We start from the raw sequence: 25,476 nt of genomic DNA, 5'->3' as shown, positions 1-25,476 counted from the left end.
CGCCGACATACTAGGTTCAGCCATGCGCGCCATGCAGGGCAACAAGTTGCGCAGCGCGCTGACGACGCTCGGCATCATCATCGGAGTTGCTTCCGTCGTCGTGATGGTCGCAGTCGGTACGGGAACGCAGCAGGCGATCAAAGAAGAAATCGAGCGCCTTGGCGCGAAAGTAATTATGGTCATACCGGGTTCGGCTAACGCGGCTGGCGTCCGTCTGGGCGCGGGCACCCGGCCGACACTCTCGGACGACGATGCCGCCGTAATACGCGAAGGCTCGGAAAAGATCGTTACCGCGGCCCCCAGCGTCGCCGGGGTGGTACATCTCGCAACCGCAACTGACAACTGGTCTAGCAGCATTTATGGTGTCACGGAGGAGTATTTCGAGGCGCGCGACCGGCGTCTTGCCTCGGGACGCGAGATAGACAAGTGGGATGTCGACAACAGCACGAAGGTCATCATGCTCGGGGCATCGACGGCCGGGCGGCTGTTCGCGGAAATCGATCCCGTAGGGCAGACTGTGCGGGTCAACCAGCTTCCGATGGAGGTGATCGGGGTTCTGCAGCGAAAAGGCCAGACACTCGACGGTTCCGATCTGGACGATGTCGCGCTTGTTCCGCTGAGTACCGCCCGCGATCAGCTCCTGGGTCGCAGTTCGGCCAAGACGCGTTCCGTTTCGATGATCAGCATCAAGGTCATCGATGAGAAGCGTATTTCCGAGGCGACTGCGGATGTCCGCGACGTGCTCAGGTTTCAGCATAGGCTTGATGCTGGGCAACCAGACGATTTCCGAATCAACAATGTCGCAGAGACGGCCCGCGCTCAGGAAGAATCCTCCGCCGCCCTCACACGGTTGCTCGCGGCAATCGCCTCGATCTCGCTGCTCGTTGGCGGCATCGGCATCATGAACATCATGCTGGTCTCGGTGACCGAGCGCACGCGAGAGATTGGCATCCGCATGGCAATCGGGGCGAAGCCGGCGACGGTGATGATGCAGTTTCTGGCAGAAGCAACCATTCTTTCGATCGCCGGCGGCATTGCCGGAGCGGTGATCGGCTTTGCCGGTGCCATCATCGCCGAAAGACAGTTCGATATGCGGATCGAGCTGACGGCCGACCCAGTCGTGCTGGCCTTCCTATTCTCCGCGCTCGTCGGCGTGGTCTTCGGAATGTACCCGGCGATCCAGGCCTCAAGAAAATCGCCGCTTGAGGCGCTGCGTTACGAATAGTCGTCCGTCTGGCAGCCCGCGGTACGCGGACAGGTGCTTCGCCCGAGTGGCCGCGGCAGCCCTGTACGGTACGATTCATACCAACAATTGATCTCACATGCGGAAGCGCTCAAAGTTGAATTTGAGGGCGTCATGGGGAGGACCGCATGAGCATCGCAGGGTGGGCACCAAGACCCGTCAGCGCGTCCAGGAAGCTTCTTGAAATGACCATCAAGATGGCGCTGTGCGGCGACATCGTCTCGGTCAGGGCGACAATCAGGGGCGTTCGTCTCAATGCCCCCTACCTCCAGGACAGCAACGAGGAATTGACTGGAGTCATTGTCGAAATAGCCAAGGCGTGGGGCCTGGCCGTTCTCTTCGACGGCCGACGTGAATGACACAGCTGTGGTTTTCGCCTCCGGTTCCCGTCAGGACGGACCGTGACGGCGTCGCATGCAATGTCGATTCGGTGGAGGATGCGGCCGAGCAGCTCGTGAAGTGGACCCGGCGTGGCCCGAAGTGGAACAAGGCAGTCAGGGTGTGCGTGGCGGCCCTGGCCGGCGAACTGACTGCCGAGGATGTCCGCATTGCCTTCAAGGCTGCCGCCAAGGAGGAGAAGATGCTGCTCCCGCCTCGTTCCTGACTCGCCAACTTGCTACCCCAAAAGAGAACCCGCCGCGCCTTTCGGCACGGCGGGTGTTCAAGTAGGGCATGGCGGCCGACAGAAGGTTGGGGGGAGTCGACCGATATGCGTTGCCCAAGACCTACTTGAAACGCTCGAATATGTGTTCAATGGCATTCCAGCCGTAAGTCGCTCCCGAGCTGGTGATGATGGTGGCACGGTTGTGGCGATCGTCGGCCGGCAAGCGCAGGGCATGGCGCACGGCCTCCTCCAGCAGATCGAAAGGCTCCCCCGTGGTGACGGGCGCGGCAAACCAGACGGCGGGCTCATTGAGATTCACTGGCATCTCCCCCTCCCCGAAAGGACGAGCAGCGATCGTCCTGTTCCAATCCCTTGCGATTTTTATAAGACCGCCGGATGCTGCATGTCATCAGCAGATAGCTGTACGCTTTTTACCAAAGAAATCAGTCGAATGACGGCGCCAATTGTGCCGCGATATCCGGCCGGAAGAAGATCAGCGCCAGGCGATTTCGCCGACCAGCCTGACATATTCGGCCTCCGACGGGCCGTAGCCATCGGTAAGCGCAACCAGGCCGTCGCGGTCGCGAACCAGGATCTCGCCACGCTGGGCGCGGATAAGCCCGCGCCCTTCCAGCAGTTGCAGGGCCACGGTGACACCCGGGCGCCTGACGCCGAGCATGATGGACAGGAATTCGTGCGTGATTAGAAAGCGGCCGCCAATGACGCGGTCGTCGCACATCAGCAGCCATCTTGCCAGGCGGTCTTCCAGTTTCGACCGGGCATTGATCAGGGCGGTATAGCCGGTCTGGATGTGAAGGTAATGGACGTAGCGCAACAGGAAAAGACGAAGCGTCGGGCTGGTCTCGAGTGCCGCGGTGAATCGGTCGGCGTCGATGCGGATCGCCTCGCCCGCCATCTGGACGCGGCATTCGTGCGGGGAATGGTCTGCGCCCATCACGAGGGCCGATCCGGTCATGCCCTCGAACCCGATGAAGCCGACCTCGGCATCGCTGTTGCCGGGCGTCCTGGCAATCACCGAGCCGATGCCTTCCTCCATGAAGTACACCGCATCGATCTTGCCATTGGTTGTCTCCAGCGCCGTTTTCAGCTCGAGAGTCCGGCGCTGAAAGTGCGGCTGCAGAAGCGCCAGGTCGTCAGCGCTCATCCGTCGGAGAAGTTCGTTCTTGTAGGGGTTTTCTCGGGGGTCAGACATGGCTCTTCCCAATCCAGGGCAAGAGCCTTCCAATCTCCCAGTCGTCCGCGCCCGCGCAAACTTACGAACGATAAAAACAGCATACGCTCATAAACAAGGCACTGCAATGAAACGAATAAGTGAATGAATGCACGCAGGAATCCCCAGGAGCGCGCAAGCTACGAAAACATTTCAGGGAGCGTTAGCGTCGGAAACGTACAAAGCCGGCTTCCGTACGAAACCGACAATTGGGGTGATTTGGTGAGGCGGAAGAAGGCGCTGACGGTGTGGCGCAGGCCGCAACGGGCTGCGGGCCATCGCGGCGACCGCGCTGGAAAAGGCAGGTGAAATTGCTGAACGGCCCAACCGGCGGCCAGCAGCCGCGGCGTGGCCATGCGCTCACTGCAGCGGCTTTCACGCGCCGAACCGACCCACCGCAAAGGGTGCGAGGCGGGCCGGGTCGCTGCGTCCGCCTATCAGGTCGGCGATCAAGCGCGCCGTGATCGGCGCCAGGGTCAGGCCGAGATGGCCATGACCAAAGGCGTGGATCACCCTGGCGCTGCTGCGCGACGGGCCGATGACCGGGCGGGAATCGGGCAGTGACGGCCGAAAGCCGAGCCATTCGGACGAAGGCCGGCCGAGCTTGGGGAAGAACTGCCTGACGCCACGATCAAGCAGCGCCAGCCGGCGCGGATTGGGTGGTGCGGCAAGCCCGCCGAGCTCGACGGTCCCGGCGACACCCAGCCGGCCAGCCATCGGCGTCATGTAGAAGCCGAGATCGACGGGACAGACCGGCCGATTGAGCAGAGGTGCTTCGGTCGGGAATTCGAGATGGTAGCCGCGCTCGGTTTCGAGCGGGACCCTGTCGCCTGCCTGCGCGGCCAGCGCCCGCGACCGTGCTCCGGCGGCGATCACCACAGTGCCCGCCTTGATGCCAAGGCCGGGACCATTGAGCCGGACACCGTCGGCATCGGCCTGCAGCCCGGTTATCTCAGCCTGGGCCACCAACACGCCGCGGACGGTCGCGGCATCGAGCAGGCGTCGCATCAGCATCTTCGGATCGGTGACATTCATGGAATCCGGGAAGTACAAGCTACGGGTGCCGGCCGCCGGCAGACCGGGCTCCAGCGCGGCCACCTCTTCCGGCGTTAGCACGTGCTGATGTATGCCGAGTTCGGCGCGCAAGGTTCTGCCTGCGGCAGCGGCGGCAAAATCGCTCTCGTGGCGATAGAGGTAGAGACAGCCATTGCGGCGCAGCAGGTCTGCCATGCCGGCCTCCTCCACCATCACTTCCCAGGCCGGCAGGGCTTCGGCCAGCAAGCCGGCGAGCGCCAGCGCATTGGCGCGGGTGGCCGCCGGAAGCGATTGCCGCACGAAGCGCACCAGCCAGGGCGCAAGCTGGAACAGTGCCGTCCAGCGCAATGCAAAGGGGCTGTCGGGGTCGAGAAGCAGCTTTGGCAGCGCGCGCAGCACGCCCGGATTGCCGACCGGCATGCAGGCATATTCGGCAATCGTTCCGGCGTTGCCGAACGAGGCGCCGGAGCCTGGCTCGTTAGGGTCGATGAGCAGGATTTCGCGACCCTCAGCCGCAAGGCGGAGTGCTGTCGCCAGCCCGACAACGCCAGCGCCGACGATGGCGACTTCCACGGTTTCCGGTGCTGCCATCCTAGACAAAACCGGGAAGCTGCAGATGACCGGCCGCGAGCAGTTCAGCCATAGTGTTCGAGGCCGTGCGCAGATCGTCGAGCGAGCGCGCGGCGCCGACATTGATGCGGACCCCATGCTGCACCGGTTCGCGCCCGACCGCGAAGGCGTCGCCGGGAAGAACGGCAACGCCGCGCTGCAGGCAGGTGCGGGCAAAGCCGGCGCCACGCCAGGGCTCGGGAAGGCGCAGCCAGGCATGGGTCGAGGTCGGATGGGTCTGGATGTCGAAACCCCCGAGGATTTCGCTCAGCACCGCCTGACGCTGGCGCAGCTCCTGCTTCTGCGTCTCGATGATGCGCGCCGCGGTCCCCTCTTCCAGCAATTGCGTGCTGATCAGCGCCGCTAGCGGACTGATGCTCCAGCAATTGATGCGCAGCGCTGCCGCCACCTGGCCGGCAATGGCGCGCGGCGCAATGACGAAGCCGAGGCGCAAGCCCGGGGCCAGGCATTTTGACAGGCCGCCGATATGGACCGTCAGCTCGGGCTCGAGGCTGGCAAGCGATGGCGGCGGATCATCCGCCAGCGGGCGGTAGACGTCGTCCTCGATGATGAGGACGTTGTGGCGCCGGGCAACAGCCACCAATTCGTGCCGGCGTTCCTCGCTCAGCGTGATGGTGGTCGGATTGTGCAGCGTCGGCACCAGGAAGACCGCGCGCGGTCGAAGCTGCGCACAGGCCGCTTCGAACGCATCGGGCCGCATGCCGCCGCGGTCCATGGCGACGCCCCTGAGATCGAGCCCATGCACCCGGCACAGTGCGTTGATGCCCTGATAGGTCACCTCGTCGGCGAGCACGACCTCGCCCTGCCTGGTCACCGCGCCAAGCACGCAATCCAGCCCGTGCTGGGCGCCCGCCGCCAACACCATCCGGCCGGGATCGCCGTCGCCGGCCACCGGCCGCATCCATTCGGCGATCGCCCCCCTCGCCCACAGCGGCCCCTCGGGCGGATGATAGTCCTGAAGCGTGGCGTAGTGTCGGTCCCTGGGCAGGCGCGGCAGGAGCAGCGCCAGCGCGTCGAGATAGGCGGAGGTCGCAGGCCGGTTCACGGAAAGATCGATGATGCCGGTGTCCTCGCTCGGCGCCGATACGAAGCCCGGTCTTTCGCCGCCGTCGCGGGCAGCGACCGTGGTACCGCGTCCGGGTCGCGCTTCGAGCAGGCCGCGCTCCTGCAGGGTCGACAGCGCGCGTGTTACCGTGGTGACATTGATGCCCAGCGCCCTTGCAATCTCGCGCTGCGGCGGCAGCCGGTCTCCGACCGCAAGCGTGCCGGCCGTGATCCGTTCGGCAATAGCGTCGGCAAGGCGGCGATAGACCGGGCCTTCATCCGAGGCGAGTTGCAGGTCCTGAAGCATGCGGATTGGCGGTTTCGGCGTGTTGACACTCTGGGTACCGGCGCATCTAGCATAAGACAACACTCCGGACAATAGTGCTTGTCTGATGCCTATCTCCAAAATCCGACTGGAAAATCCCACACAATCCGCAAAAAATCGGCTTGACGGCCAAACTTGTCTGCATCTATGGTCCTTTAGAGATCGATTGTGTGAGCATACAAGTTTGGTTCGCCGCCCTTGCGCGGCCAGCGTCATGCGAGACCGACACATGCACGGCAAGCACCACCTCGTTTCGACAAGCAGCCGCTGCCGCCACTCGACGGATTTCCGTCCGTGACCGTCCAGTCGGCAGCTCTGACAGGCGGCAGTGCGCGTCCGGCAGCAGGCGCCTGTGCCAGCAGCCAGGGTTTTGTCGAGTTCGTCGATGTCGAGAAATCCTATGACGGCCGGACCTTCGCGGTAACGCGGCTGAACCTCGGCGTGGCGCGCGGCGAGTTCCTCACCCTTCTCGGCCCCTCCGGCTCGGGCAAGACGACGACGCTCAACATGCTTGCTGGCTTCGAACGGCCGACCAGTGGCGTCATCACGCTCGAAGGCAGGTCGGTCGACCGGCTGCCGCCGTATGAACGCAACATCGGCATGGTGTTCCAGAACTACGCGCTGTTTCCGCATATGAGCGTCGAGGAAAACGTCGCTTTCCCGCTTTCCGTCCGCAACATCACCAAGGCCGACATTGCATCCCGCGTCGCCCGCGCGCTCGACATGGTGCGGCTGCGGCAGTTCGGCGACCGCCGGCCGGCGCAGCTTTCCGGCGGCCAGCAGCAGCGTGTGGCGCTTGCCCGCGCGCTGGTGTTCGAGCCGAGCCTGGTGCTGATGGACGAGCCGCTCGGCGCGCTCGACAAGAAGTTGCGCGAGCACATGCAGATCGAGATCAAGCAGCTGCACATGATGCTCGGCGTCACCATCGTCTATGTGACGCATGACCAGAGCGAGGCGCTGACGATGTCGGACCGCGTCGCCGTGTTCAACAATGGCGGCATTGCTCAGCTCGGTTCGCCTGACGATCTCTACAACACGCCGCAAACTTCGTTTGTCGCGAGCTTCATCGGCGAGAACAACACGCTGGAAGGCACTGTCGACCGCATCTCCGGCAAGGAGTGCCGCGTCGCGCTGGACGGCGGCGGTTCGGTCACCGCGCTCGCCATCGGCGTCACGAAGGGAATGGGCTGCCATGTCGCCATTCGGCCGGAGCGGCTGAAGCTTGCGCCGGCTTCAAAAGGAGCAAACGGGCTCGCCGCCACGGTCGACGGCCGCATCTATCTCGGCGACCACCAGCGGCTTTTGGCCCGGCTTGAAAGCGGACAGGTGCTGACCGTCAAGGTCGGGCCCGAAACGACCATGGGCAACGGGGAGCCGGTCACGGTTTCCTTTGCGCCGAGCGACTGCCGTGCCTTTCCGGCCGATGCCGGGACGGGCGGTTTCATCTCAAAAACAGGGGAACAAAACAAATGAAAATCACCAAAGCCCGGCTGTTCGCATTCGCGGCAGCCACAGCATTCGTCACCATCGCACATCAGGCCCTCGCCGACGAGCTTTCGATCATGGCCAGCGGCGGCGCCTGGCAGGACGCCCAGCGCAAGGCGTGGTTCGAACCGTTCAGCAAGGAGACCGGCGCCAAGATCGTCGAGCAGGAATATCTCGGTGATCTCGGCAAGGTCAAAGCCATGGTCGATACCGGCAACGTGCCGATCGACCTGGTGACGGTCGAAACGGCGACCGTGCTGCAAGGTTGCGATGCGGGCATCCTCGAGCGGCTCGACTATTCCAAGATAGCGCCGCGCGAAAAGTTCCTCGAAGGGTCCGCGCTCGACTGCGGCGTCGGCCTCGACGCCTATGGCGACGTGCTCGCCTATGACCCCAACGTGCTGAAGGAGGCGCCGACCTCGGTGCTCGACATCTTCGACACGACGAAATTTCCGGGCAAGCGCGCGATGCGCAAATTCCCGGCGCAGAATTTGGAGTGGGCGCTGATGGCCGACGGTGTCGCGCCGGCCGACGTCTACAAGGTGCTCGCCACGCCAGAAGGCGTCGACCGCGCCTTCAAGAAGCTCGACACCATCAAGAAGGATATCGTCTGGTGGGATGCCGGCGCGCAGCCGCCGCAGCTGCTGGCATCCAAGGAAGTGGTAATGACCACCGCGTGGAACGGCCGTATCCAGAACGCCATCGACAAGGACGGGGCGCCATTCAAGATCGTCTGGAACAACCAGATCCTGGAATATGACATGATCGCCATTCCGAAGGGCGCCAAGAACCCGGACCTCGCTTACAAATACCTGGCCTATATCAGCCAGCCGGAGAACAACGCCAAGCTGGCCAGCTACATCACCTACGGCCCGGTGCGCACCGATGCGGCTTCCTTTGTCGCGCCCGATGCCTTGCCGAAATTGCCGAACGCGCCAGACCACATGAGCGCCTATCTGGTCGCCGACACCGAATTCTGGGGCGACTATGGCGAGGACCTGGTCAAGCGCTTCAACGCCTGGCTCGCGCAGTAGGGAAGAATGTCGGCCCTTGAGCCCACGAAACTGGACCGGCCGCGTATCGCGCGCGACCGGTCGGCCGCCGATGCCAAGGCCGCGAAATCGGTCACGGCAAAACTTCGGCGCGCCGAGTTCGGCGACCGGCTGCGATCGCTGATGCTGGCAGCGCCTTTGCTCGTGCTGCTGGCGTTGAGTTTCGGCATCCCGATCGTTCTCTTGCTGTCGCGCGCGGTCTACGATCCGACGATTGCCGATGCCTTGCCGCAGACCAGCCAGGCGCTGCGCGGCTGGAACGGCACTGGTCTGCCCGACGATGCCGCCTTCCTGGCACTCGCCGCCGATCTCAGGGACAACCAGGCCAAGGGCACGGCGTATGAGCTCGCCAAGAGCCTGAACGCGCGCTTGCCCGGCGCACGCAGCCAGGTGCTGAAGACCGTGCGCCAGCTCGAAGGCGCCGCCGACAAACCGCCGCTGGAGGTGATGAAAGGCGTGCCGTTCTGGTCGGCGCCGGGCACGTGGCCGGCCATCGAGAGCGGCACCCACAGCGTGACGTCGTTCTACCTGCTCAGCGCCCTCGACCTGCGCTGGAACGCCGATGGCAGTATCGGCAAGGTCCCGCCCGAGCAGGCGATCTTCCTGCAGGTGTTCCTGCGCACGTTCTTCGTCGCCGCAGCGGTGACGCTGGCCACGCTGATACTGGGCTTCCCGCTTGCCTATCTCATCGCCAGCGTGCCAAAGGGCCTCGCCGCCATCCTCATCGTCGCGGTGCTGCTGCCGTTCTGGACTTCGATCCTGGTGCGCACCGCGGCCTGGACGGTGCTGCTGCAGAAATTCGGCCTGGTCAACGACCTGCTGCTGTGGCTTGACGTTGCTGATGACCGGCTCGACCTGATGTACAGCCGCATCGGCCTGATCATCGCCATGACGCACATCCAGCTGCCGTTCACGCTGCTGCCGATCTATAGCGTCATGCGCACGATCCCGCCGTCGCAGATGAAGGCAGCCTATTCGCTCGGCGCAAAACCTTTTACCGCGTTCCGCCGCGTCTATCTTCCGCAGGTCTTTCCGGGCGTGATGGCCGGCTCAATGCTCACCTTCATTCTCTGCCTCGGCTATTACATCACGCCGGCGCTGATCGGCGGCGCCAGCGACCAGCTGATCAGCAATTTCATCGCCAACTATGTCAATGTCGAGCTGAACTGGGAGATGGCGGCAGCGCTCAGCTTCATCCTGCTGGTCTTTACGCTGGCGCTGTTCGGCATCTTTGCCCGGATCCTCGGCCTCGACCGTCTCAAGCTGGTTTAGCCATGCTGCTGTCTCCCTATCCAACGACCGGCGAGCGAATCCGCATCACCCTGCTCTGGCTGTGGTGCGGCCTGGTGATCCTGTTCCTACTGGTGCCGATCCTCATCCCCGTGCCGCTGTCGTTCAACAGCGGCGCGTTCTTCATCTTTCCGCTGGAGGGGATTTCGACGCGCTGGTACGCAGTCGTGCTCGGTACGCAGCGCTGGCAATCGGCGATCGGCAACAGCCTGATCGTTGCCTTCGGCACGACACTGATCGCAACGACACTGGGTACGTTGACGGCGATCGCGCTTGCCGATGAAAAGTTTCCCGGCCGCCGCATTGTCATGCCGCTGCTGCTGTCGCCGCTGATCGTGCCGGTGGTGATCACCGCCGTCGGCTCGTATCTGTTCTACGCGCGCGTCGGCCTCGCCAGCACCTATGCCGGCATCATCCTGGCCCATACCGCCCTCGCCAGCCCGTTCGTCGTCGTCACGGTTGGAGCGAGCCTGACCGGCTTCGACCGCAACCTGATGCGCGCCGCCGCGATCTCCGGCGCCAAGCCGGTGACTTCCTTCTTCAGGGTGATGCTGCCGCTGATCCTGCCCGGCGTGCTCTCCGGTGCCGCCTTCGCCTTCGTCACCTCGTTCGACGAAGTGGTGGTGGTGCAGTTCCTGGCCAGCGCCAACCAGCGCACCATGCCGCTCGAAATGTTCATCGGCCTGCGCGAGAAGCTGAGCCCGGCGATCACCGCAGCCGCAACGCTGATGATGGCATTGTCAATCGTCCTGCTCGTCGTCGCCAATCTTCTGGCTCGGCGCAGCCAGCGGCGACCGGTCGCTGCCGCGTAAGCCGGACCTTCAGTCGGCCGGTTGGCCATTCGTTGGCAGGACTTTGCTGACCAGCCAATGGTTCTTGCCAAGACGACGGCCGCGCCTGAAGCCCTGCCGCTCGAACATCGATAGTGTTCCATTGTGCAGGAAGGCGGCTGCGGTCGACCGGCCTTCCACGTTTTCGGGGTAGCACTCCACCGTTCCCCAGCCCAGGCGGACGATTTCCTGCAGGGCGCCCTCGAGAGCCGCCGACGCGACCCCTCTGCCGCGATATGACTTGTCGACGAAGAAACAGGTGATCCTCCAGTCCGGAAGCGCCACGAGCCCTTCGCGATATGCACGCTGGTGCTTGATGCGCGGAAGCTCTTCCGTCGGCCCGAACTGACACCAGCCCATGCAGGCCGCGTCGTCATAGACCAGGGCAGCGTGAGCATGGCCCTCCCGGACCCGGCGTTCCTTCTCGGATCGATTTTGCCCGGTGGGCTTCGCATGAAAGGCCATGCACCAGCAGCCTCCCCATACGCCATTGTGTCTTTCGACCAGGCGCGCGAACTCGGGCCAGGTGGTTTCGTTCAGAAGTTTTACGCCAAAGCCGGCCATTGTCGCTCTCTTCGGTTCGAACGACATCAAGTAGGATGGTACTGCAAAGTCTTCCCTGGGGGCAAACTGGGCAGAGGGGTTGGATCCAGAGGCTGGCGTGCCTTCGCAGGATCGCCAGCCTTTGGTTTGGCCTCACGCCACCTGCGGGCGCCAGGCGACTACACCCTGCGTTCGCGCGCGTACCTCGGGCGATGCCAGACAGGTGACGACGGACTCGTAGCCGGGAGCTCCCGGATAGGGTGCGACCCGGGTCGGCGGGCTGTGGTTTGCGGGGCACAGGATGATCGCCTCGTCGCTTCCCACCGCAGCCATGTCAAGGATGGCGCAGGAGCGCGTGAGCAAGAAGAGCGGCCCCTGGCCCACGCTGACGCAGGTAAGCGATCAGTGCTTCCTGCGATGCCTGGTCCAGCCCCTGCTCCACCATGTCGACAACGAGGATGGGTGAGTCTTTGGCTTCCATCCCGAGCAGAAGAGCGATCAGGGCAGCTGACTCTACAGCACCGTCCTCGACGAGCCAGGCCAAGGCGCGGTCTACCCGTGATTTCAGCGCCGGGTCGGCGTCCAGACGTGCCCGCGCCGCTGCGCCGCTGTCCGCCAGCCGCTCCAGGCCCAGGAAATCAGTGTCAGGCAGAGTCTCTGCGATGGCTTGGGCAAGCCGTGTCTTGCCGCATCCCAGCGGGCCGGTGATGTAATTCAGCGACAGGATGTCGCGCAGCTCGAATCTCTCGCCACCCCAAGGCCAGGGAAGGTCAAAGGCGACGCTGATCTCGGCGGCTGGTCGCACCAGCCGCGCAAGATCTCCGGCAGCAGGTGCTTGCCCCAGGGCAAGGTCAGCCCGAAGGCTGCGAACTTTCTCGACGGTATCGGAGAGCTGGCGGATCCGACCTTCGAGCGCTGCCTGGTGCGCGGCCAAGGCAGGCTCCAGGCACTGGGGGTCGCCTTTCAGCACCTGCGCCACCTGGGTGAGGCTGAGGCCCAGCGCGCGCAGCGCTGCAATCTCGGTAGCCCGAGCCATCTCCGAAGGGCCATAGGTCCGCCATCTGGCGCCCGTTCGAACCGGAACGACCAGACCGCGCTGTTCGTAAAGGCGCAGCGCCTTGGTGGAAACGCCGAGCCGTCTGGCGGCCTCGGAAGGGTTCAGAAATTCTGCGGACCGGGTCAAGGAATCACCTCGTCGTTCGTTGACCGCTCTCCCTATCGGGGCGGACCCAAGGGCCAGGTCAACTGCGTATTCGCATTTGGCGCCTTTTTCAGTTTCAGCTCAACCGCGGTACCGCAGCGCGTCGACGAGCAAGGCGAAGGCCGGCGATTGCTGCCTGCGGCTGGGGTAATAGAGATGGTAACCCGGAAAGGGTGGGCACCAGTCGGCAAGCACCCGGACCAGCCGTCCGTCCGTGAGGTGCGCCCGCACCTGGTCTTCGGGCAGGTAGGCCAGACCGAACCCGGCCAATGCCGCGTTCAGCCTCAGGGAGGAGTTGTTGAACACAAACTGCCCCTCCACCCGCACCTTGAGCTCGCGCCCGGTTTTTTCGAACTCCCAGGCGTAAAGCCCGCCATAGGTCGGCAAGCGGATATTGATGCAGTCGTGCGCCGTCAGGTCCTGCGGGGCCTGCGGCCGCTTGCGTCTGGCGAAATAGGCGGGCGCGCCGACGACTGCCATGCGCATATCAGGACCGATGCGCACGGCGATCATGTCCTTCGCCACCTGCTCGCCGAGACGAACGCCGGCGTCATAGCGCTCCGCCACGATATCGGTGAGGCCATAGTCGACGATGATCTCGACCTTTATGTCGGGGTAGCCGGGCAGCAATTTAGCCAATGCCGGCCACAGGACCGCATCGGCCGCATGCTCGCCCGCGGTGATGCGGATGGTGCCGGCGGGCTTGTCGCGCAGCTCGCTCAGCGCGGCGAGCTCGCTCTCGATCTCCTCGAACCGCGGACCAAGGGTCTGAAGTAGGCGCTCGCCCGCCTCCGTCGGCGCGACGCTGCGCGTGGTGCGGGTCAGCAGCCGCAGCCCGAGCCGCTCTTCAAGTCCCCGGACCGTATGGCTGAGCGCTGACTGCGAGACGCCTAGTTTGGCAGCCGCCCTGGTGAAACTTCGTTCCTTCGCGACGGCCAGGAAGGCGATGAGGTCGTTGACGTTCGCGCGTGGCATTCATGAATCCATCTCATAACTTCATGCGCATTCTACCCTCTAATTTCATGCCGGTGCACCGGCTAAATTCGTACCATCAGAAAACGCGCAGCGGATCAGCTTTTCCGTCACGCCGGCAATCAAGAAGAATCAAGACAATGGAAATCAAGAGAAGTGGCTCCCAGCCGTCCGGCAAGGGGCCGGCGGAATGGTTCACCGGGACGGTCCGCATCGACCCGCTGTTTCCGGTAAAGGCGCCCGCGCTCGCGGCCGGCAACGCCGTCACCTTCGAGCCCGGCGCACGCACCGCATGGCACACCCACCCGCTGGGGCAGGTTCTGATCGTCACCGCCGGCTGCGGCTGCGTCCAGCGCTGGGGCGGTCCGGTCGAGGAAATCCGGCCAGGTGATGTTGTCTGGTTCGAGCCCGGCGAGAAGCATTGGCATGGAGCGGCGGCGACCACGGCGATGACGCACATCGCCATCCAGGAGGCGCTCGACGGCAAGGCCGTCGACTGGATGGAGCATGTCAGCGACGAGCAATACGCCGGCTCGACGGCGGAGCGCGCATGACGATGACCGCCCCTTCCGTCCCCAACAAGACGGCCGTGCTCGCGATCGTGCTCACCAGCTATCTGATGATCGTGCTGGACATTTCGATCGCCATCACCGGCCTGCCGAAGATCCGTGAGGATCTCGCTTTTTCCGCCACCGGCCTGTCCTGGGTACAGACCGTCTACATGTTGAGCTTCGGCGGCTTGCTGATGCTCGGCGCACGCGCCGGCGACGTCTTCGGGCGGCGACGTATGTTCCTGATCGGACTGGGGCTCTTCACGGCCGCGTCGCTTGCCATCGGCCTGGCCCAGATGCCGGCCTGGCTGCTCGCCGCGCGCGCCGTGCAGGGCGTCGGCGCGGCGATCCTGGCGCCGACGGTGCTTGCCCTGCTCTCGACGAATTTTCCCGAAGGCGCCGCGCGAACCCGCGCATTGGCTTACTACTCCATGGTGGCCGGGGTCGGGTCGAGCCTGGGGCTCGTGCTCGGAGGCCTGTTCGCGGACTGGATTTCCTGGCGCGTCGGATTCTTCATGAACGTGCCCATCGGCATCGCCCTGATGCTTGCTGCGCGCAGCATCCTGAGGGAAACGGAACGGAGGTCGGGCGCCTTCGATGTCGTCGGCGCAGTCAGTTCCACCCTCGGTATGACGATGCTCGTCTATGGAATGGTTCGGTCCGCCGAAGCGGGGTGGAGCGATGCCTTGACCCTGTCAGCGGTCGCCGCCGGCCTGTTCTTTCTCGCCGTCTTCGTTGTCAACGAAAGGCGCGTCCCACAGCCGATCCTGCCGCTTTGGCTTTTTGCGAGCCGCGAACGCTCAGGAGCGTACGTCGCACGCATGCTGTTCGTGGGCTCAGTAATGGGCTTCTTCTTTTTCACGACCCAACTGATGCAGGGCGTTCTGGGATACACGCCACTCCAGGCGGGTCTCGGTTTTCTGCCGATGACGGTTCCGACCTTCGCCGCTGCCGTGGCCGTCCCTTCCTTCACCCGGCGTCTAGGCAACGGAGGCCTGCTGACCTTAGCGCTGGCGTTCTTGGCCGCTGGGATGCTCTGGCTGGGCAGGGCAGATGCGGAAACCGGCTATTTGGCAGGCATCGCGCTACCGATGATCCTGATCGGTTTCGGCAACGGCTTTGCCCTCGGTCCGCTCACGGTAGCGGGGGTCGCCGGTGTTGCCGACAAGGACGCAGGCGCAGCGTCGGGACTGGTCAACGTTGCCCACCAACTCGGCGGCTCGCTAGGCCTCGCCATCCTGGTGGTTGTTTTCGCCGCGGCCCGGACCGGGGCAATTGAAGGCCGAGAGCTGTTGGCACATCAGATCGCGACCGCGATCACTGGCGGCGGCGTCATGCTCGTGCTGGCGCTGGTTCTCGTCTTCACCCTGATCGTCCGGCCGCACATGGCTGTTCGGCCGCCAATCGCATCAACCATACAGGATTGACCGGTGAGGCGGCCGTCGCCTGCCCCAACAAGGAGCGATCCCAATGCATAAACGCATACTTGGAACCAGCGACCTGGAAGTCTCGGCCCTCGGGCTCGGCTGCATGAGCATGACCTCGGCCTATGGTCCGCCGGCCGGCAGGGGCGATATGATCTCCCTCATACGTGGGGCTGTGGACCATGGCGTGACGTTGTTCGACACGGCCGAGTCTTATGGTCCGTTCGTCAACGAGGAACTGGTTGGCGAAGCGCTGGCGCCGTTGCGGGACAAAGTGGTGATCGCCACCAAGTTCGGCTTCGACATCGACCTCAAGACGGGACAACGCAGCGGAGGTCTGAACAGCAGGCCGGACCATATCAAGGCGGTTGCCGAGGCTTCGCTCAGGCGGCTCAAGACCGATCGAATCGACCTGTTCTACCAGCATCGCGTCGACCCTGATGTGCCGATCGAGGATGTCGCGGGCGCGATCAAGGATCTGGTCCGGGACGGCAAGGTCAGGCATTTCGGGCTCTCCGAAGCCGCAGCACAGACCATTCGGCGCGCTCATGCCGTCCACTCTGTGACAGCGGTGCAGAGCGAATATTCGCTGTGGTACCGGGGACCTGAGGCGGAGATCCTGCCGACACTGGAGGAACTCGGCATCGGTTTCGTCCCCTTCAGCCCGCTGGGGGCAGGCTTCCTCACCGGCAAAATGGATGAGAACACCAGGTTCGACAGGTCCGACTTCCGCGCCGCCGTTCCTCGCTTTGCGCCCGAGGCGCTCAAAGCGAACGTGGCGCTGGTCGATCTGCTGCGCAACGTTGCGGCACTGAAGGACGCCACCCCGGCTCAGATCGCCCTTGCCTGGCTGCTGGCGCAGAAGCCGTGGATCGTTCCGATCCCCGGCACCACCAAGCCGCATCGGTTGGAGGAAAACCTCGGGGCCGTTGCCATCGGCCTCACGCCGGAAGAGCTCAGGGGTATCGACGAGGCCGCTTCCCGCATCACGCTGCAGGGCGCGCGCCTGCCTCAGGCGGTGCTGGATATGACGGGACGCTAGACCATGATCTCGAAAAGTGGAACCCGGTTTTCGGAAAGATCATGATCAAACAACAAGATAGAGCCCGACGGCAATTCCTGGGCTCTTGCTGGACGGCAATTTCCGGACTTGTCATCGGCGGCCTTTTTTCCGCGCCGCCAGAAGCCCTCGCGCAGCCGGCAGGACAGGGATCTGCAGGACGAAAGGTTCTGATCCTCTATTATTCGCGCACCGGCCACACCAGGACCGTCGCCACTCAAATCCACGGGCTGGTCGGCGGCGACCTGGCGGAGATCCAGACAGTGGAGCCCTATCCGGACGACTATGACGCGCTTGTAGCACAAAATGTCGAGGAACAGCGGTCCGACTACAAGCCGCCATTGCGGACCAAGATCGACAATCTTGGGAACTATGACGTCATCTTCATCGGCTCGCCGCTGTGGAACGTAAGGCTGACGCCGCCTGTGCGCAGCTTTCTGTCCAGCCATGACCTGTCGGGCAAGACAATTGCACCGTTCGTCACCTACATCGTCAGCGGCCTGGGGCGATCGCGGCGTGATATCGAGGAACTATGCCCCGATGCCACCATACTGGACGGCCTGGCGATCCTCGGCGAGGATGCGACCAAGGCAGAAACCAAGGTGCAGGAGTGGCTCCGGCGTCATGCAAATGGCCCGCTGCCGGGCAGAGCAGCGGGCCTGACACAGGATTGACCGGACAGGGGTGGGCTGGAATCCGATCAGCGCACCAACGACATCCGCGGCAAGGTTGTTCCGGGGCCGCACCGTTGGTTATTTCCGTACAATGCACGACAAAGCCCGCGCCCTTGCAGGAGGGACGCGGGCCGATCGGAAGATCGCCGAAACCAGCGGGTCTGACGGTTTTGAGCCTGCGTCAAAATCGCCTTCGCCAACCAGCTGCGCGGCAACCAAATCGAAAGAAGCTCGTTATGGTACATCGAGCTTTGTACGTTTCCGACATTTCTCTTGCAGAGGAACAAACGTACATTTGGGCAAGAACAGCCTGCGGGCGGCCTCTCGACCAATCTTGCGATGAGGCGAGCCATGGACAAAAACAACCTGTCCGGCGTCCTGCGTAAGGCGAGATCGCTGCTGCTTCACATTCGACGATCCGTCGCCTCGGGCGGTCATATTGATGAAATCCCCGAATTCGACGCGCTGATCGGGGTTGCAGCCGATGAAGCCACGCGGAAACTCTCTGCCTTGGACAGCGAGAAATCCAAGGACGAATAGCTATGCCTTCACGTCCGCGTCCTGCCGGGAAACCTGCTTTCCCATCGTTACCGTCGCGGCGCCGGTCGGCGGCCTGTCTCGGTGCAGAGAGTTCGATCGGTGGGCAGGCAGGAGGGCGGATGTCACGCCAAAAGGGCAAATTCCTGCCCGTCACCATCCGGTTCGCAGATGGAAGCTCGATGATCGTTTCATCGATCTGCGATGCAGCGAAAGCCCTTGATCGCAAGTGGCACAGCAAGGACTGCCATCTTTTTCTGGAGGCTGAACGGCTCATTGCCGCGGCAAGAGACGGCAGTTGCAAACCCGAAGTTGCCCTACAGGCATTCAAGAGCGCCGCACGAGAGCAGAGGCTCCTCAGAGCCACGAAGCGGACCCCGGTTGTGAGCATGTTCGATGAAATGACCGGCTCTCTGTTCTGACCAGACCCGCCGAGAATCTCTCTACCTTCGCCGGCGTGGCTTCTGCGCGCCCTGATAGTATTCAACCATCTGGAAAGGGCGAACCGCCGATTGCGCCTTGCGGCCGAGAAAGAAGACCCCACTGGCCCCATCGACGGCGTAGTCCGACGGCACCACCCTATCGAGATATTGCGCCCAGAAGACCGCAAGCTTCGCCAATTTACCAGCAGCTCTGGAGCGAAAAACGCTCCGCGCAAGGTAGTCGACCGACCACATGAACTGAATACCGGGTCCGCCGCTGGCGCCGGAGTGGATCACGTCGAACCGTCTGAACAGATACCGATGCCCGCTTTCGGTGAATCGGGTGAAATCATAGGCTCCCTCATGCACCTGTTGCATGAAAGGCGTTTCGGCATAGACCAACCCATCATCCTTCAGAACACGCCAGATCTCCGCCACCACGTCAGACGGCCGCAGCACGTGTTCGAGCACGGCCTGGATCACAACGACGTCAAAGAATCGGTCCGGCAGCGGAACGTGATGGGCATCCGCGATGAATTGGACGAGTGGTGATTTGTAGATGTCGAATGCGTAGATCTGGATATCGGGATCGTCGTAGAAGGGTCGCATCCCCTGCCCGATGCTGCCGCCCCCGACCATCAGCATTCGTATCGGGGCAGCGCGCTTCTTCAGTTCCCGCATCAGGGCGGAGACGTTCTCGCGCGTGCTGCCCTTTCGAGGCGAAAGCGTATGTTTGATAATACGGAAGATGCCTCGGTAGTCCTTCCGCTCGACCACACTTTTGCCCGCGCTTTCGACGGTAGCGTTCCGATCCAGGATCGAATCCTCAAAATCGATCAGAATGGGCGTGTGGTCGACTACCGGATATTCCAAAGCCTCGCTAGGATCTGGGCAGTCAGATACGAGGCTGTCCCTGCCCGCCTGCACGAGCTTCACTCCGTGCCGCGGACAGCGCAAGATGCGGAGGCAAGCCTCCCGTTCCACCAACATACCAGTAACTCCGAGGGGTTCTTCGCCACGTGTGACGACGGGTCGAAGCCGGATCGCCAGCAAAAGGCAGCGTGCCTGCGAAAATCGCCGGCAACGCCACAGCCGTTCGAGGGCTACGGTCTCGACGGCTTTTTGAGGAGTCCTGGAGGTCCGTTGTGAGGAGGGTTACTGGTGCCAAATCCCCAGCCGGGCTTGCCGCCTGACGCCGCCACAGCGGGCGAGTTCATGCTGACCTCGAGCAACATCGTCACGGTCGCGGGCGTAACGGCCGCGAATTTGCCTATCCCTTTAATGAAGTCGCGCCGCGCCAGTTCGGGAGCAGCGTCTGGATTTTCTTCGCGTTCAACTTCGGGCGCCATAGGCTCGCTCCTTCGTTGTTCGCTCCACCGCTTGGCGTTATTCTGCGCGCAATGCAGGTTGGTAACAGTCAGGCTTTGCCCTGATAGCTAGGTGTGAGCTTTCAGCAGGTTGTCCATCTGGTCCGGACCGGGAAGCTGAAAACCCGGCCTCATTTCCAGTCTTCCTCCCAGAAATCCTGCAGCGACGGCCGGCGATTAAGCACCGTACGCTTTTTACACAATCCTTGATTTCTAGACTCGCGCGATGCCCGCGACGTTAACTTTTGGTGCCAAGGAGGGGCAAATTCGTAACGGGAGGAAATTCATGAGCGACAATTACGGCCTGGTCATCGGGCCCGATAACGAGCCCTACGAAGCAGTTGCTTTCGCTGAGAAATATGGACTGAATATTCGAGCCGCCGAGCTACTCCTTCTGGCGAATGGCACGTCCCGCGCGAAGTGCGATGCCGCAGCAATGGCTTTCCTCGCAGCCGTCGCCGCATACGCCAGGAGACAATCGGTGCACTAATGCTGGTCCCCAAAATCCAGCAGCGATGCGTGGCGAGGGTCTTGCTCGCCACGCATCCAACACATCGGTTTTTAGAATCCGACGCTCGACCAAAACAAAGCGATAACGGCCAGGGAGTCCGGTGTGCTATCCTGCAGTCAGCACGACCTTGACGCTCTGCGAACGGTCGGCGGCAAGGCGGAAGGCATCAGGGGCGGCAGAAAGCGCGCGTTCCGCGGTCACCAGCTTCAGCACGTCCACCTCGCCCGCAACGATGAGATCGACGGCGCGGGCGAACTCCGTGCCGAAGCGGAAGGTGCCTTTGAGGTCAATCTCCTTGGCCATCACCGCATTGGCCGGCACCGGAATCTGGCCGCCGGGAAGATTGCCGACCTGGACCACCGTGCCGGCGCGCCGGACGCTGGCGATCGCCGCGGCAAGGCCGGCCGCGGTGCCCGAAATCTCGAACGCCACATCGAGCGACCCGCCGGTGGCGAGCGCCTGGAGCTCGGCGTCGCCGCCGGAAAGATCGATCGTCCTGTCGGCGCCAAGCCGGCGGGCGAACGCGAGCGGAGCGGCGGCGATGTCGGCGACGGTGAGTTCGCCGCAACCGCCAAGCCTCGCCGCCAGCATGGTCAACAGGCCGATCGGACCGGCACCGAACAGGATGACGTTCCGGCCGGTGATGTCGCCAGCCCGCGCGACGGCGTGCAGGCTGACGGCGAGCGGCTCGGCAAGCGCCGCCGCCTGGTAGGCCACATCAGGCGGCACCTTGAAACATTGCGCCGGCGTGGCGTCGAACAGGCTGGCGAAGCCGCCCTGCATATGCGGCGTCTTCGATGCCGAGCCCATGAAATAGATGTTCTCGCAGAGATTGGCGCGCCCCTCCAGGCAGCGCGCGCAATGTCCGCACCAGCGCGACGGATTGACGGCGACATGGTCGCCGACGCTGAGGCGAGGTGCGGCGCCGCTGATCTCGACGATCTCGCCTGATATCTCGTGGCCGAGGATCAGCGGCGAGGTGACGACGAAATCGCCGGTCCGGGCATGGCGGAAATAATGCAGGTCGGAGCCGCAGATGCCTCCCGCGCCGAAGCGCACCCGCACCATGCCGGGCGCCAGCGGTGCGAGCGGATGCTCGACGATACGCAGGTCCTGCGGGCCGAACAGCGTCGCGGCAATGGCGTGAGCGTTCATCGGATCAGTCCCATCTGGGTCGGCAGCCAGAGCGTGATTACCGGGATGAAGGTGATCAGCAGCAGCGCCACGATCAGCGGCACCAGCCAGGGCAGGATCGCCATGGTGGTGCGCTCGACCGAGAGCTTGGCGACGCGCGACAGCACGAACAGCACCATGCCGAGCGGCGGGTGCAGCAGCCCGATCATCAGGTTGAGCGTCATGATCAGCCCGAAATGCACCGGGTTGATGCCGTAGACGGCAGCCACCGGCAGCAGGATCGGCACCAGGATGGTGATCGCCGCGATCGTATCGAGGAAGCAGCCGACCACCAGCATCAGGATGTTCACCAGGATGAGGAAGATCCACTTGTTGTCGGTGAGCGCGAAGATGAAGGTCGAGAACAGCTGTGCCGCCTGGCTGACGGTGAGCAGCCAGGCGAAGATCGAGGCGGCGGTGACGATGAACAGCACCGAGGCCGTCGTCTCGATGGTGTCGAAGCTGGCCTTGGCCAGCAGGCGCAGCGTCATCGTGCGGTAACGCACCAGCCCGAGGAAAAGCGACCAGATCACGGCGGCCATCGCCGCCTCGGTCGGTGTAAACCAGCCCATCGTCATGCCACCGATCAGGATGATCGGCGTCATCAGCGCCATGACCGCGGAGAAGTCGAAATACCAGTCGGCCGCAATCAACACCAGCAGCGCGATGCCGACCGCGATATTGACGGACAGGCCAAGCTGCACCAGCAGGTAGCAGGCGAGCGGGAAGGCAGCCACCACCAACACCTCGCCCGCCGCTTCGGCGAGCCGCCGCAACTCGAACGGCGTGTCGGAACCCCAGCCGCGCCGGTAGGCGAAGATGGCGACCGTCACCATCATCAGCACGGTCATGACTACGCCGGGCAGGATGCCGGCCATGAACAGCGCGCCGATCGAGACATTGGCCATCATGCCGTAGATGACGAAGGGCAGCGAGGGCGGGAAGATCGGCCCGAGCGTGGCGGAGGCGGCGGTGACCCCGACCGCGGCGTCGATTGGATAGCCGTGGTCCTTCATCGCCTTGATCTCGATGGTGCCGATGCCGGCGGCGTCGGCGAGCGCGGTGCCAGACATGCCGGAGAAGATGACCGATCCGATGATGTTGACCTGCGCCAGGCCGCCCTTCATCCAGCCGACCAGGGCAAGGGCGAAGGCGTAGATGCGGCCGGTGACGCCGGCGATGTTCATGAGGTTGCCGGCCAGGATGAAGAACGGCACCGCGAGCAGCGGAAAGCTCTCCACCCCGGCAATCATGCGCTGGGCCGCGATGATGTCGGGCGCGACGCCGTAGATGACGAGGTAGAGCACCGAGGCGGCCGCCATCGAAACGGCGACCGGCACGCCGATCAGCATCAGGACAAGAAAGCCTCCGACCAGAAGCAGCATGGCTCAGTCCCCCACTGTTTCGAACGCACCGGGGCGCTCGAGCACCGAATAGCCACGCCTGTAGTTGGCGACGAAGACCTGGATCGAGCGCACGAACATCAGCGCGAAGCCGGCCAGCACGGCGTAGAAGAACCAGCGGCGCGGCAGGTTGACGGTGACCATGCGCTCATGCGCCACGATCGAGACGTAGCGCCACATCAGCCAGGTCCCATAGGCGAAGAAGACGACACGGATGACGTCGACGCTAAGCGCCAACCAGCGGCCGGCGCGCTCCGGCAAATAGTGGTAGAGCACGTCGACATGGATGTGGCGCGAAATGCGCACGCACATGGCGGCGCCGAGAAAGACGACGACGACGAGCGCGTTGATGGCGATCTCCTCGGTCCAGGCAAGGCTGTTGTTCAGCGCATAGCGGGTGAAGAACTGCAGGAAGACGCAGGCGACCATGCCCCAGAACACGGCGAGCGTGATCCAGTCCTCGATGCCGTGGTGCGACAGGTCGACGTGTACCGGCACCTCCTCGAAGGCGTGAGCGATCTCTTCGACGGTGATCTCGGTATGGTGTTCCTCGGCCATCGGCGCGGGCTCCCGAAGCTGGTGGGGTCGTCAAGGATTGGAAAGGCCGTCCGGCGCAACGTGGGGCTGGACGGATGGGCAGGTTAAAGCGGCGAATCCGGTTGCCGCTCTATCCCTTTGTTTGAGCATCCGATTTTCCCCGATACTCTACTTGATCGCGCGGATCGCTTCCCAATCGGCCTTGTTGTAGCCGAACTCCTCGAAAGTGACCTTCTCCAGCACATTCTTCTCGAAGTCGGCGCGGTCGACATCGGTCACGGTAATGCCGCGGTCCTTGAATACCTGCACCAGCTCCTTTTCGCGGGCGACGATCTTTGCCGTGGCGCGGGCGGCCGCCTCCTGCATCACCTCGGTGAAGATCTTCTTGTCCTCGTCGGACAGCGAGGCCCAGCGCGACGCCGATATGATGGTGTTGAGATGATCGACGATGTGGCCGGTGAGCACGATGTGCTTCTGCACCTCGTAGAATTTCTTCGCTTCGATGGTGGTCAGCGGATTCTCCTGCGCCTCGACCGTGCCGTTCTGCAGCGCCAGGTACACTTCGGCGAAGGCGATCGGCGCGGTGTTGGCGCCGCATGCGCGCGGCATGGCGAGGTAGGCCGGCACGTCGGGAACGCGCATCTTCAGGCCTTGCATGTCGGAGCATTTGGCGATCGGCCGGTTCGAGGTGGTCTGCCTCGTTCCATAGTAGGTGGTGGCGGTGATGTGATTGCCGGTCTTGTCCTCGTAGCCCTTGGTCAAGGCCTTGTAGACATCGCTCTTGGTATATTTCAGCAGATGGTCGGCGTCGCGGAAGGTGTAGGGGAAATAGGTGACGCCGATCGGCGGATATTCGCGCGCCGCGAAGCTCGACCCGGAAATGATGATGTCGACCGTGCCGAGCATCAGGCCCTGGTTGATGTCGGCTTCCTTGCCGAGCTGCGAGGCCGGATAGACGTCGATGGTGTAGCGGCCCTGGGTGCGCTTCTTGATCTCCTCGGCCGCCCACACGGTTTCGGTGTGGAAGGGCTCCGACGTCTCGTAGACATGCGCCCATTTCAGCACCGTCTGCGCCGAGGCCGAAGCCATCGGCATTGCGATCGCGGCGATCGCACCGAGCAGAATTGCGTATTTCCTCAGCATGCTAGTTCCTCCCTGGTTGGATTGGACTGATCCGGCCGGAGCTCCTCCCGGCCGATCGACTATCTAGAGCGCAACCTCCCTGGCTACGGCTCTCTCGTCGAAATTGCGTGAGAATCTGAGTTGCGACTGGCGCAGGTGATGCTGCATGGCAGCCTTGGCCCGCTCGGGATCGCGCGCGGCGATGGCATCGCGCACGGCACGATGCTCCTCGGCGGCGATCCGCCACGAATCCCTGTTCTCGAAATAGATCGACAGGCGTTCGAAGAAAGGATTCATGCGCTGGTCGAAAAGCTCGCCGATGAAGCGCACCAGCACGGCGTTTTCGAGAATGCCGGCCACGGACGTGTGGAATTCCCGGTCGAGCGCGATGGTCATTTTGTTTGGGTGGCGCATGGCTTCCATCCGGCGCAGCACGTCGTCGAGCAGTTCGAGATCGGCCGGCCGGACATGGAGAGCGGCTTCGGCGGCGATCGCGCCTTCTACGAATTCGCGTGCGCGCAACAGCTCGAACGGGCCTTCGTCCGTTTCCGCTTCGGATGCAGCAGCGTTCGGCCGATCGGTGACGTAGATGCCGGAGCCGACGCGGATGCGTATGCGGCCTTCGACCTCCAGCGCGATCAGCGCTTCGCGCACTGTCGGGCGTGATATTCCCAGCTGGTCGGCCAGTTCCCGCTCGGTCGGCAGACGATCGCCGACGGCAAACTCGCCGGAATCGATCAGCTGCCTGAGCTGATCGGCGACCTGTCGGTAGAGCCGGCGCGGTTCAACGGCCTGTATCGGCATGTCAGCCTGTTCCCTCCCCGGATCACCAATATGCCGATTGGTATATTGGTCTGACCTATTGACCACAGCCTAGACGGCAGATCGGGCGAGTCAAGCGAAAATATGACCGGGATTCTTAAGTTGGATCATGATCTCGCAAGGTGCCGAACAGACCTTGATCGGAGGCCCGGCAACAATGGGTGGGATGTCGCCGTTTGTCTCGTCGATCGGAACGAGCAGGCAGCGCCAACTGCCGACGCTCTGCGACGAGGCTATGAACGTCTCAATCTGGGCCGGAGCAGACGGGCAGCTTCTGGTATCCGAGTAGCGATTGGCGGACATTGGATTGCCGACGACGGATGTGCGGTAGGGGCCGGGCAGCCTTGAGCAATACCTCCGCATTTGCGTTTGGGGATAGCGCACGCAC

The 25,476-nt window shown here is 63.4% G+C and carries 28 protein-coding genes; 14 read left to right on the top strand and 14 right to left on the bottom strand.

The window, feature by feature from the left end; genetic code table 11:
* Positions 1–22 precede the first annotated feature (22 nt).
* The 3 genes from EN859_RS24605 (at position 23) to EN859_RS24595 (ending at position 1,847) form a co-directional block, all read left to right on the top strand.
* Positions 23–1,225 (top strand): ABC transporter permease, encoded by a 1,203-nt coding sequence (locus tag EN859_RS24605; RefSeq protein ID WP_210237719.1) that lies wholly within the window; start codon positions 23–25, stop codon positions 1,223–1,225.
* A 203-nt stretch (positions 1,226–1,428) separates the two neighbouring features.
* On the top strand, positions 1,429–1,602 hold the full coding sequence (locus EN859_RS24600; RefSeq protein WP_245525685.1) for a hypothetical protein: 174 nt from the start codon (positions 1,429–1,431) through the stop codon (positions 1,600–1,602).
* Positions 1,599–1,847 (top strand): DUF982 domain-containing protein, encoded by a 249-nt coding sequence (locus tag EN859_RS24595; protein ID WP_127855412.1) that lies wholly within the window; start codon positions 1,599–1,601, stop codon positions 1,845–1,847. The genes EN859_RS24600 and EN859_RS24595 overlap by 4 nt, the downstream gene beginning before the upstream one ends.
* Positions 1,848–1,968: 121 nt before the next feature.
* Here EN859_RS24595 and EN859_RS24590 read toward each other — a convergent pair whose 3' ends face one another.
* The 4 genes from EN859_RS24590 to EN859_RS24575 form a co-directional block, all read right to left on the bottom strand.
* Positions 1,969–2,166, bottom strand: coding sequence for a hypothetical protein (locus EN859_RS24590; RefSeq protein ID WP_127855411.1), 198 nt, complete (start codon positions 2,164–2,166; stop codon positions 1,969–1,971).
* 174 nt (positions 2,167–2,340) lie between these two features.
* Positions 2,341–3,060: a Crp/Fnr family transcriptional regulator gene (locus EN859_RS24585; RefSeq protein ID WP_127855410.1), complete on the bottom strand. Its 720-nt coding sequence runs from the start codon at positions 3,058–3,060 to the stop codon at positions 2,341–2,343.
* Positions 3,061–3,453: 393 nt separating this feature from the next.
* Entirely contained in the window at positions 3,454–4,704 is a 1,251-nt protein-coding gene (locus tag EN859_RS24580; protein WP_127855409.1) for an FAD-dependent oxidoreductase, read from the bottom strand.
* Between the two features lies 1 nt (position 4,705).
* Entirely contained in the window at positions 4,706–6,094 is a 1,389-nt protein-coding gene (locus EN859_RS24575) for a PLP-dependent aminotransferase family protein (protein WP_127855408.1), read from the bottom strand.
* 333 nt (positions 6,095–6,427) lie between these two features.
* Between EN859_RS24575 and EN859_RS24570 the strand changes: the two genes are divergently transcribed.
* Genes EN859_RS24570 through EN859_RS24555 form a run of 4 tightly spaced genes read left to right on the top strand, consistent with a single transcriptional unit; the run spans position 6,428 to position 10,751 of the window.
* Positions 6,428–7,585 (top strand): ABC transporter ATP-binding protein, encoded by a 1,158-nt coding sequence (locus EN859_RS24570; protein ID WP_127855499.1) that lies wholly within the window; start codon positions 6,428–6,430, stop codon positions 7,583–7,585.
* The gene (locus tag EN859_RS24565) at positions 7,582–8,631 is read left to right on the top strand and encodes an ABC transporter substrate-binding protein (RefSeq protein WP_127855407.1); all 1,050 of its coding nucleotides are present in this window, start codon (positions 7,582–7,584) and stop codon (positions 8,629–8,631) included. The genes EN859_RS24570 and EN859_RS24565 overlap by 4 nt, the downstream gene beginning before the upstream one ends.
* Positions 8,632–8,637: 6 nt before the next feature.
* Positions 8,638–9,921, top strand: coding sequence for an ABC transporter permease (locus tag EN859_RS24560; RefSeq protein WP_127855406.1), 1,284 nt, complete (start codon positions 8,638–8,640; stop codon positions 9,919–9,921).
* 2 nt (positions 9,922–9,923) lie between these two features.
* The gene (locus EN859_RS24555) at positions 9,924–10,751 is read left to right on the top strand and encodes an ABC transporter permease (RefSeq protein ID WP_127855405.1); all 828 of its coding nucleotides are present in this window, start codon (positions 9,924–9,926) and stop codon (positions 10,749–10,751) included.
* A gap of 9 nt (positions 10,752–10,760) precedes the next feature.
* Here the strand turns inward: EN859_RS24555 and EN859_RS24550 are convergent, their stop codons facing one another.
* The 3 genes from EN859_RS24550 to EN859_RS24540 form a co-directional block, all read right to left on the bottom strand.
* Positions 10,761–11,333, bottom strand: a complete 573-nt coding sequence (locus EN859_RS24550; protein ID WP_189502207.1) for a GNAT family N-acetyltransferase — start codon at positions 11,331–11,333, stop codon at positions 10,761–10,763.
* A 313-nt stretch (positions 11,334–11,646) separates the two neighbouring features.
* Positions 11,647–12,495 carry a MerR family transcriptional regulator gene (locus tag EN859_RS24545; protein WP_245525684.1) on the bottom strand — a complete coding sequence of 283 codons (849 nt, stop codon included), beginning with the start codon at positions 12,493–12,495 and terminating at the stop codon, positions 11,647–11,649.
* A 99-nt stretch (positions 12,496–12,594) separates the two neighbouring features.
* Entirely contained in the window at positions 12,595–13,488 is an 894-nt protein-coding gene (locus tag EN859_RS24540; protein WP_127855403.1) for a LysR family transcriptional regulator, read from the bottom strand.
* Positions 13,489–13,625: 137 nt separating this feature from the next.
* On the opposite strand from EN859_RS24540, the gene EN859_RS24535 reads away from it, so the two are divergent.
* The 6 genes from EN859_RS24535 (at position 13,626) to EN859_RS24510 (ending at position 18,153) form a co-directional block, all read left to right on the top strand.
* Positions 13,626–14,039 (top strand): cupin domain-containing protein, encoded by a 414-nt coding sequence (locus EN859_RS24535; RefSeq protein WP_127855402.1) that lies wholly within the window; start codon positions 13,626–13,628, stop codon positions 14,037–14,039.
* Positions 14,036–15,463: an MFS transporter gene (locus EN859_RS24530; RefSeq protein WP_127855401.1), complete on the top strand. Its 1,428-nt coding sequence runs from the start codon at positions 14,036–14,038 to the stop codon at positions 15,461–15,463. Before EN859_RS24535 ends, EN859_RS24530 begins: the two co-directional genes overlap by 4 nt.
* 43 nt (positions 15,464–15,506) lie before the next feature.
* Positions 15,507–16,502, top strand: coding sequence for an aldo/keto reductase (locus EN859_RS24525; RefSeq protein WP_127855400.1), 996 nt, complete (start codon positions 15,507–15,509; stop codon positions 16,500–16,502).
* A 41-nt stretch (positions 16,503–16,543) separates the two neighbouring features.
* Positions 16,544–17,194 carry a flavodoxin gene (locus EN859_RS24520; RefSeq protein ID WP_127855399.1) on the top strand — a complete coding sequence of 217 codons (651 nt, stop codon included), beginning with the start codon at positions 16,544–16,546 and terminating at the stop codon, positions 17,192–17,194.
* 351 nt (positions 17,195–17,545) lie between these two features.
* Positions 17,546–17,734 carry a hypothetical protein gene (locus EN859_RS24515; protein ID WP_127855398.1) on the top strand — a complete coding sequence of 63 codons (189 nt, stop codon included), beginning with the start codon at positions 17,546–17,548 and terminating at the stop codon, positions 17,732–17,734.
* Positions 17,735–17,853: 119 nt separating this feature from the next.
* Entirely contained in the window at positions 17,854–18,153 is a 300-nt protein-coding gene (locus EN859_RS24510) for a DUF982 domain-containing protein (protein WP_127855397.1), read from the top strand.
* 21 nt (positions 18,154–18,174) lie between these two features.
* Here EN859_RS24510 and EN859_RS24505 read toward each other — a convergent pair whose 3' ends face one another.
* The gene (locus EN859_RS24505) at positions 18,175–19,089 is read right to left on the bottom strand and encodes a class I SAM-dependent methyltransferase (protein ID WP_210237718.1); all 915 of its coding nucleotides are present in this window, start codon (positions 19,087–19,089) and stop codon (positions 18,175–18,177) included.
* Positions 19,090–19,256: 167 nt separating this feature from the next.
* Positions 19,257–19,502 carry a hypothetical protein gene (locus EN859_RS24500; RefSeq protein ID WP_127855395.1) on the bottom strand — a complete coding sequence of 82 codons (246 nt, stop codon included), beginning with the start codon at positions 19,500–19,502 and terminating at the stop codon, positions 19,257–19,259.
* 304 nt (positions 19,503–19,806) lie between these two features.
* On the opposite strand from EN859_RS24500, the gene EN859_RS24495 reads away from it, so the two are divergent.
* A complete protein-coding gene (locus tag EN859_RS24495; protein WP_127855394.1) occupies positions 19,807–20,010 on the top strand; it encodes a hypothetical protein in 204 nt (67 codons plus the stop codon).
* A gap of 126 nt (positions 20,011–20,136) precedes the next feature.
* Here the strand turns inward: EN859_RS24495 and EN859_RS24490 are convergent, their stop codons facing one another.
* The 5 genes from EN859_RS24490 to EN859_RS24470 all read right to left on the bottom strand — a co-directional run bounded on the left by EN859_RS24490 (position 20,137) and on the right by EN859_RS24470 (position 25,070).
* Entirely contained in the window at positions 20,137–21,186 is a 1,050-nt protein-coding gene (locus tag EN859_RS24490) for an L-idonate 5-dehydrogenase (RefSeq protein ID WP_127855393.1), read from the bottom strand.
* Entirely contained in the window at positions 21,183–22,589 is a 1,407-nt protein-coding gene (locus tag EN859_RS24485; protein WP_127855392.1) for a TRAP transporter large permease, read from the bottom strand. The genes EN859_RS24490 and EN859_RS24485 overlap by 4 nt, the downstream gene beginning before the upstream one ends.
* Before the next feature lie 3 nt (positions 22,590–22,592).
* A complete protein-coding gene (locus tag EN859_RS24480; protein WP_127855391.1) occupies positions 22,593–23,165 on the bottom strand; it encodes a TRAP transporter small permease in 573 nt (190 codons plus the stop codon).
* 147 nt (positions 23,166–23,312) lie between these two features.
* Complete coding sequence (locus EN859_RS24475) at positions 23,313–24,239, bottom strand: sialic acid TRAP transporter substrate-binding protein SiaP (RefSeq protein ID WP_245525696.1); 927 nt, start codon at positions 24,237–24,239, stop codon at positions 23,313–23,315.
* Positions 24,240–24,350: 111 nt separating this feature from the next.
* A complete protein-coding gene (locus EN859_RS24470) occupies positions 24,351–25,070 on the bottom strand; it encodes a FadR/GntR family transcriptional regulator (RefSeq protein ID WP_127855389.1) in 720 nt (239 codons plus the stop codon).
* Between the last annotated feature and the right edge of the window lie 406 nt (positions 25,071–25,476).

The sequence above is a fragment of the Mesorhizobium sp. M00.F.Ca.ET.216.01.1.1 genome, assembly GCF_004010325.2.
Taxonomy (GTDB): Bacteria; Pseudomonadota; Alphaproteobacteria; order Rhizobiales; family Rhizobiaceae; genus Mesorhizobium.
The sequence above is the reverse complement of the archived record's forward strand: the minus strand, read 5'-3'. Positions and strand labels throughout refer to the sequence as shown.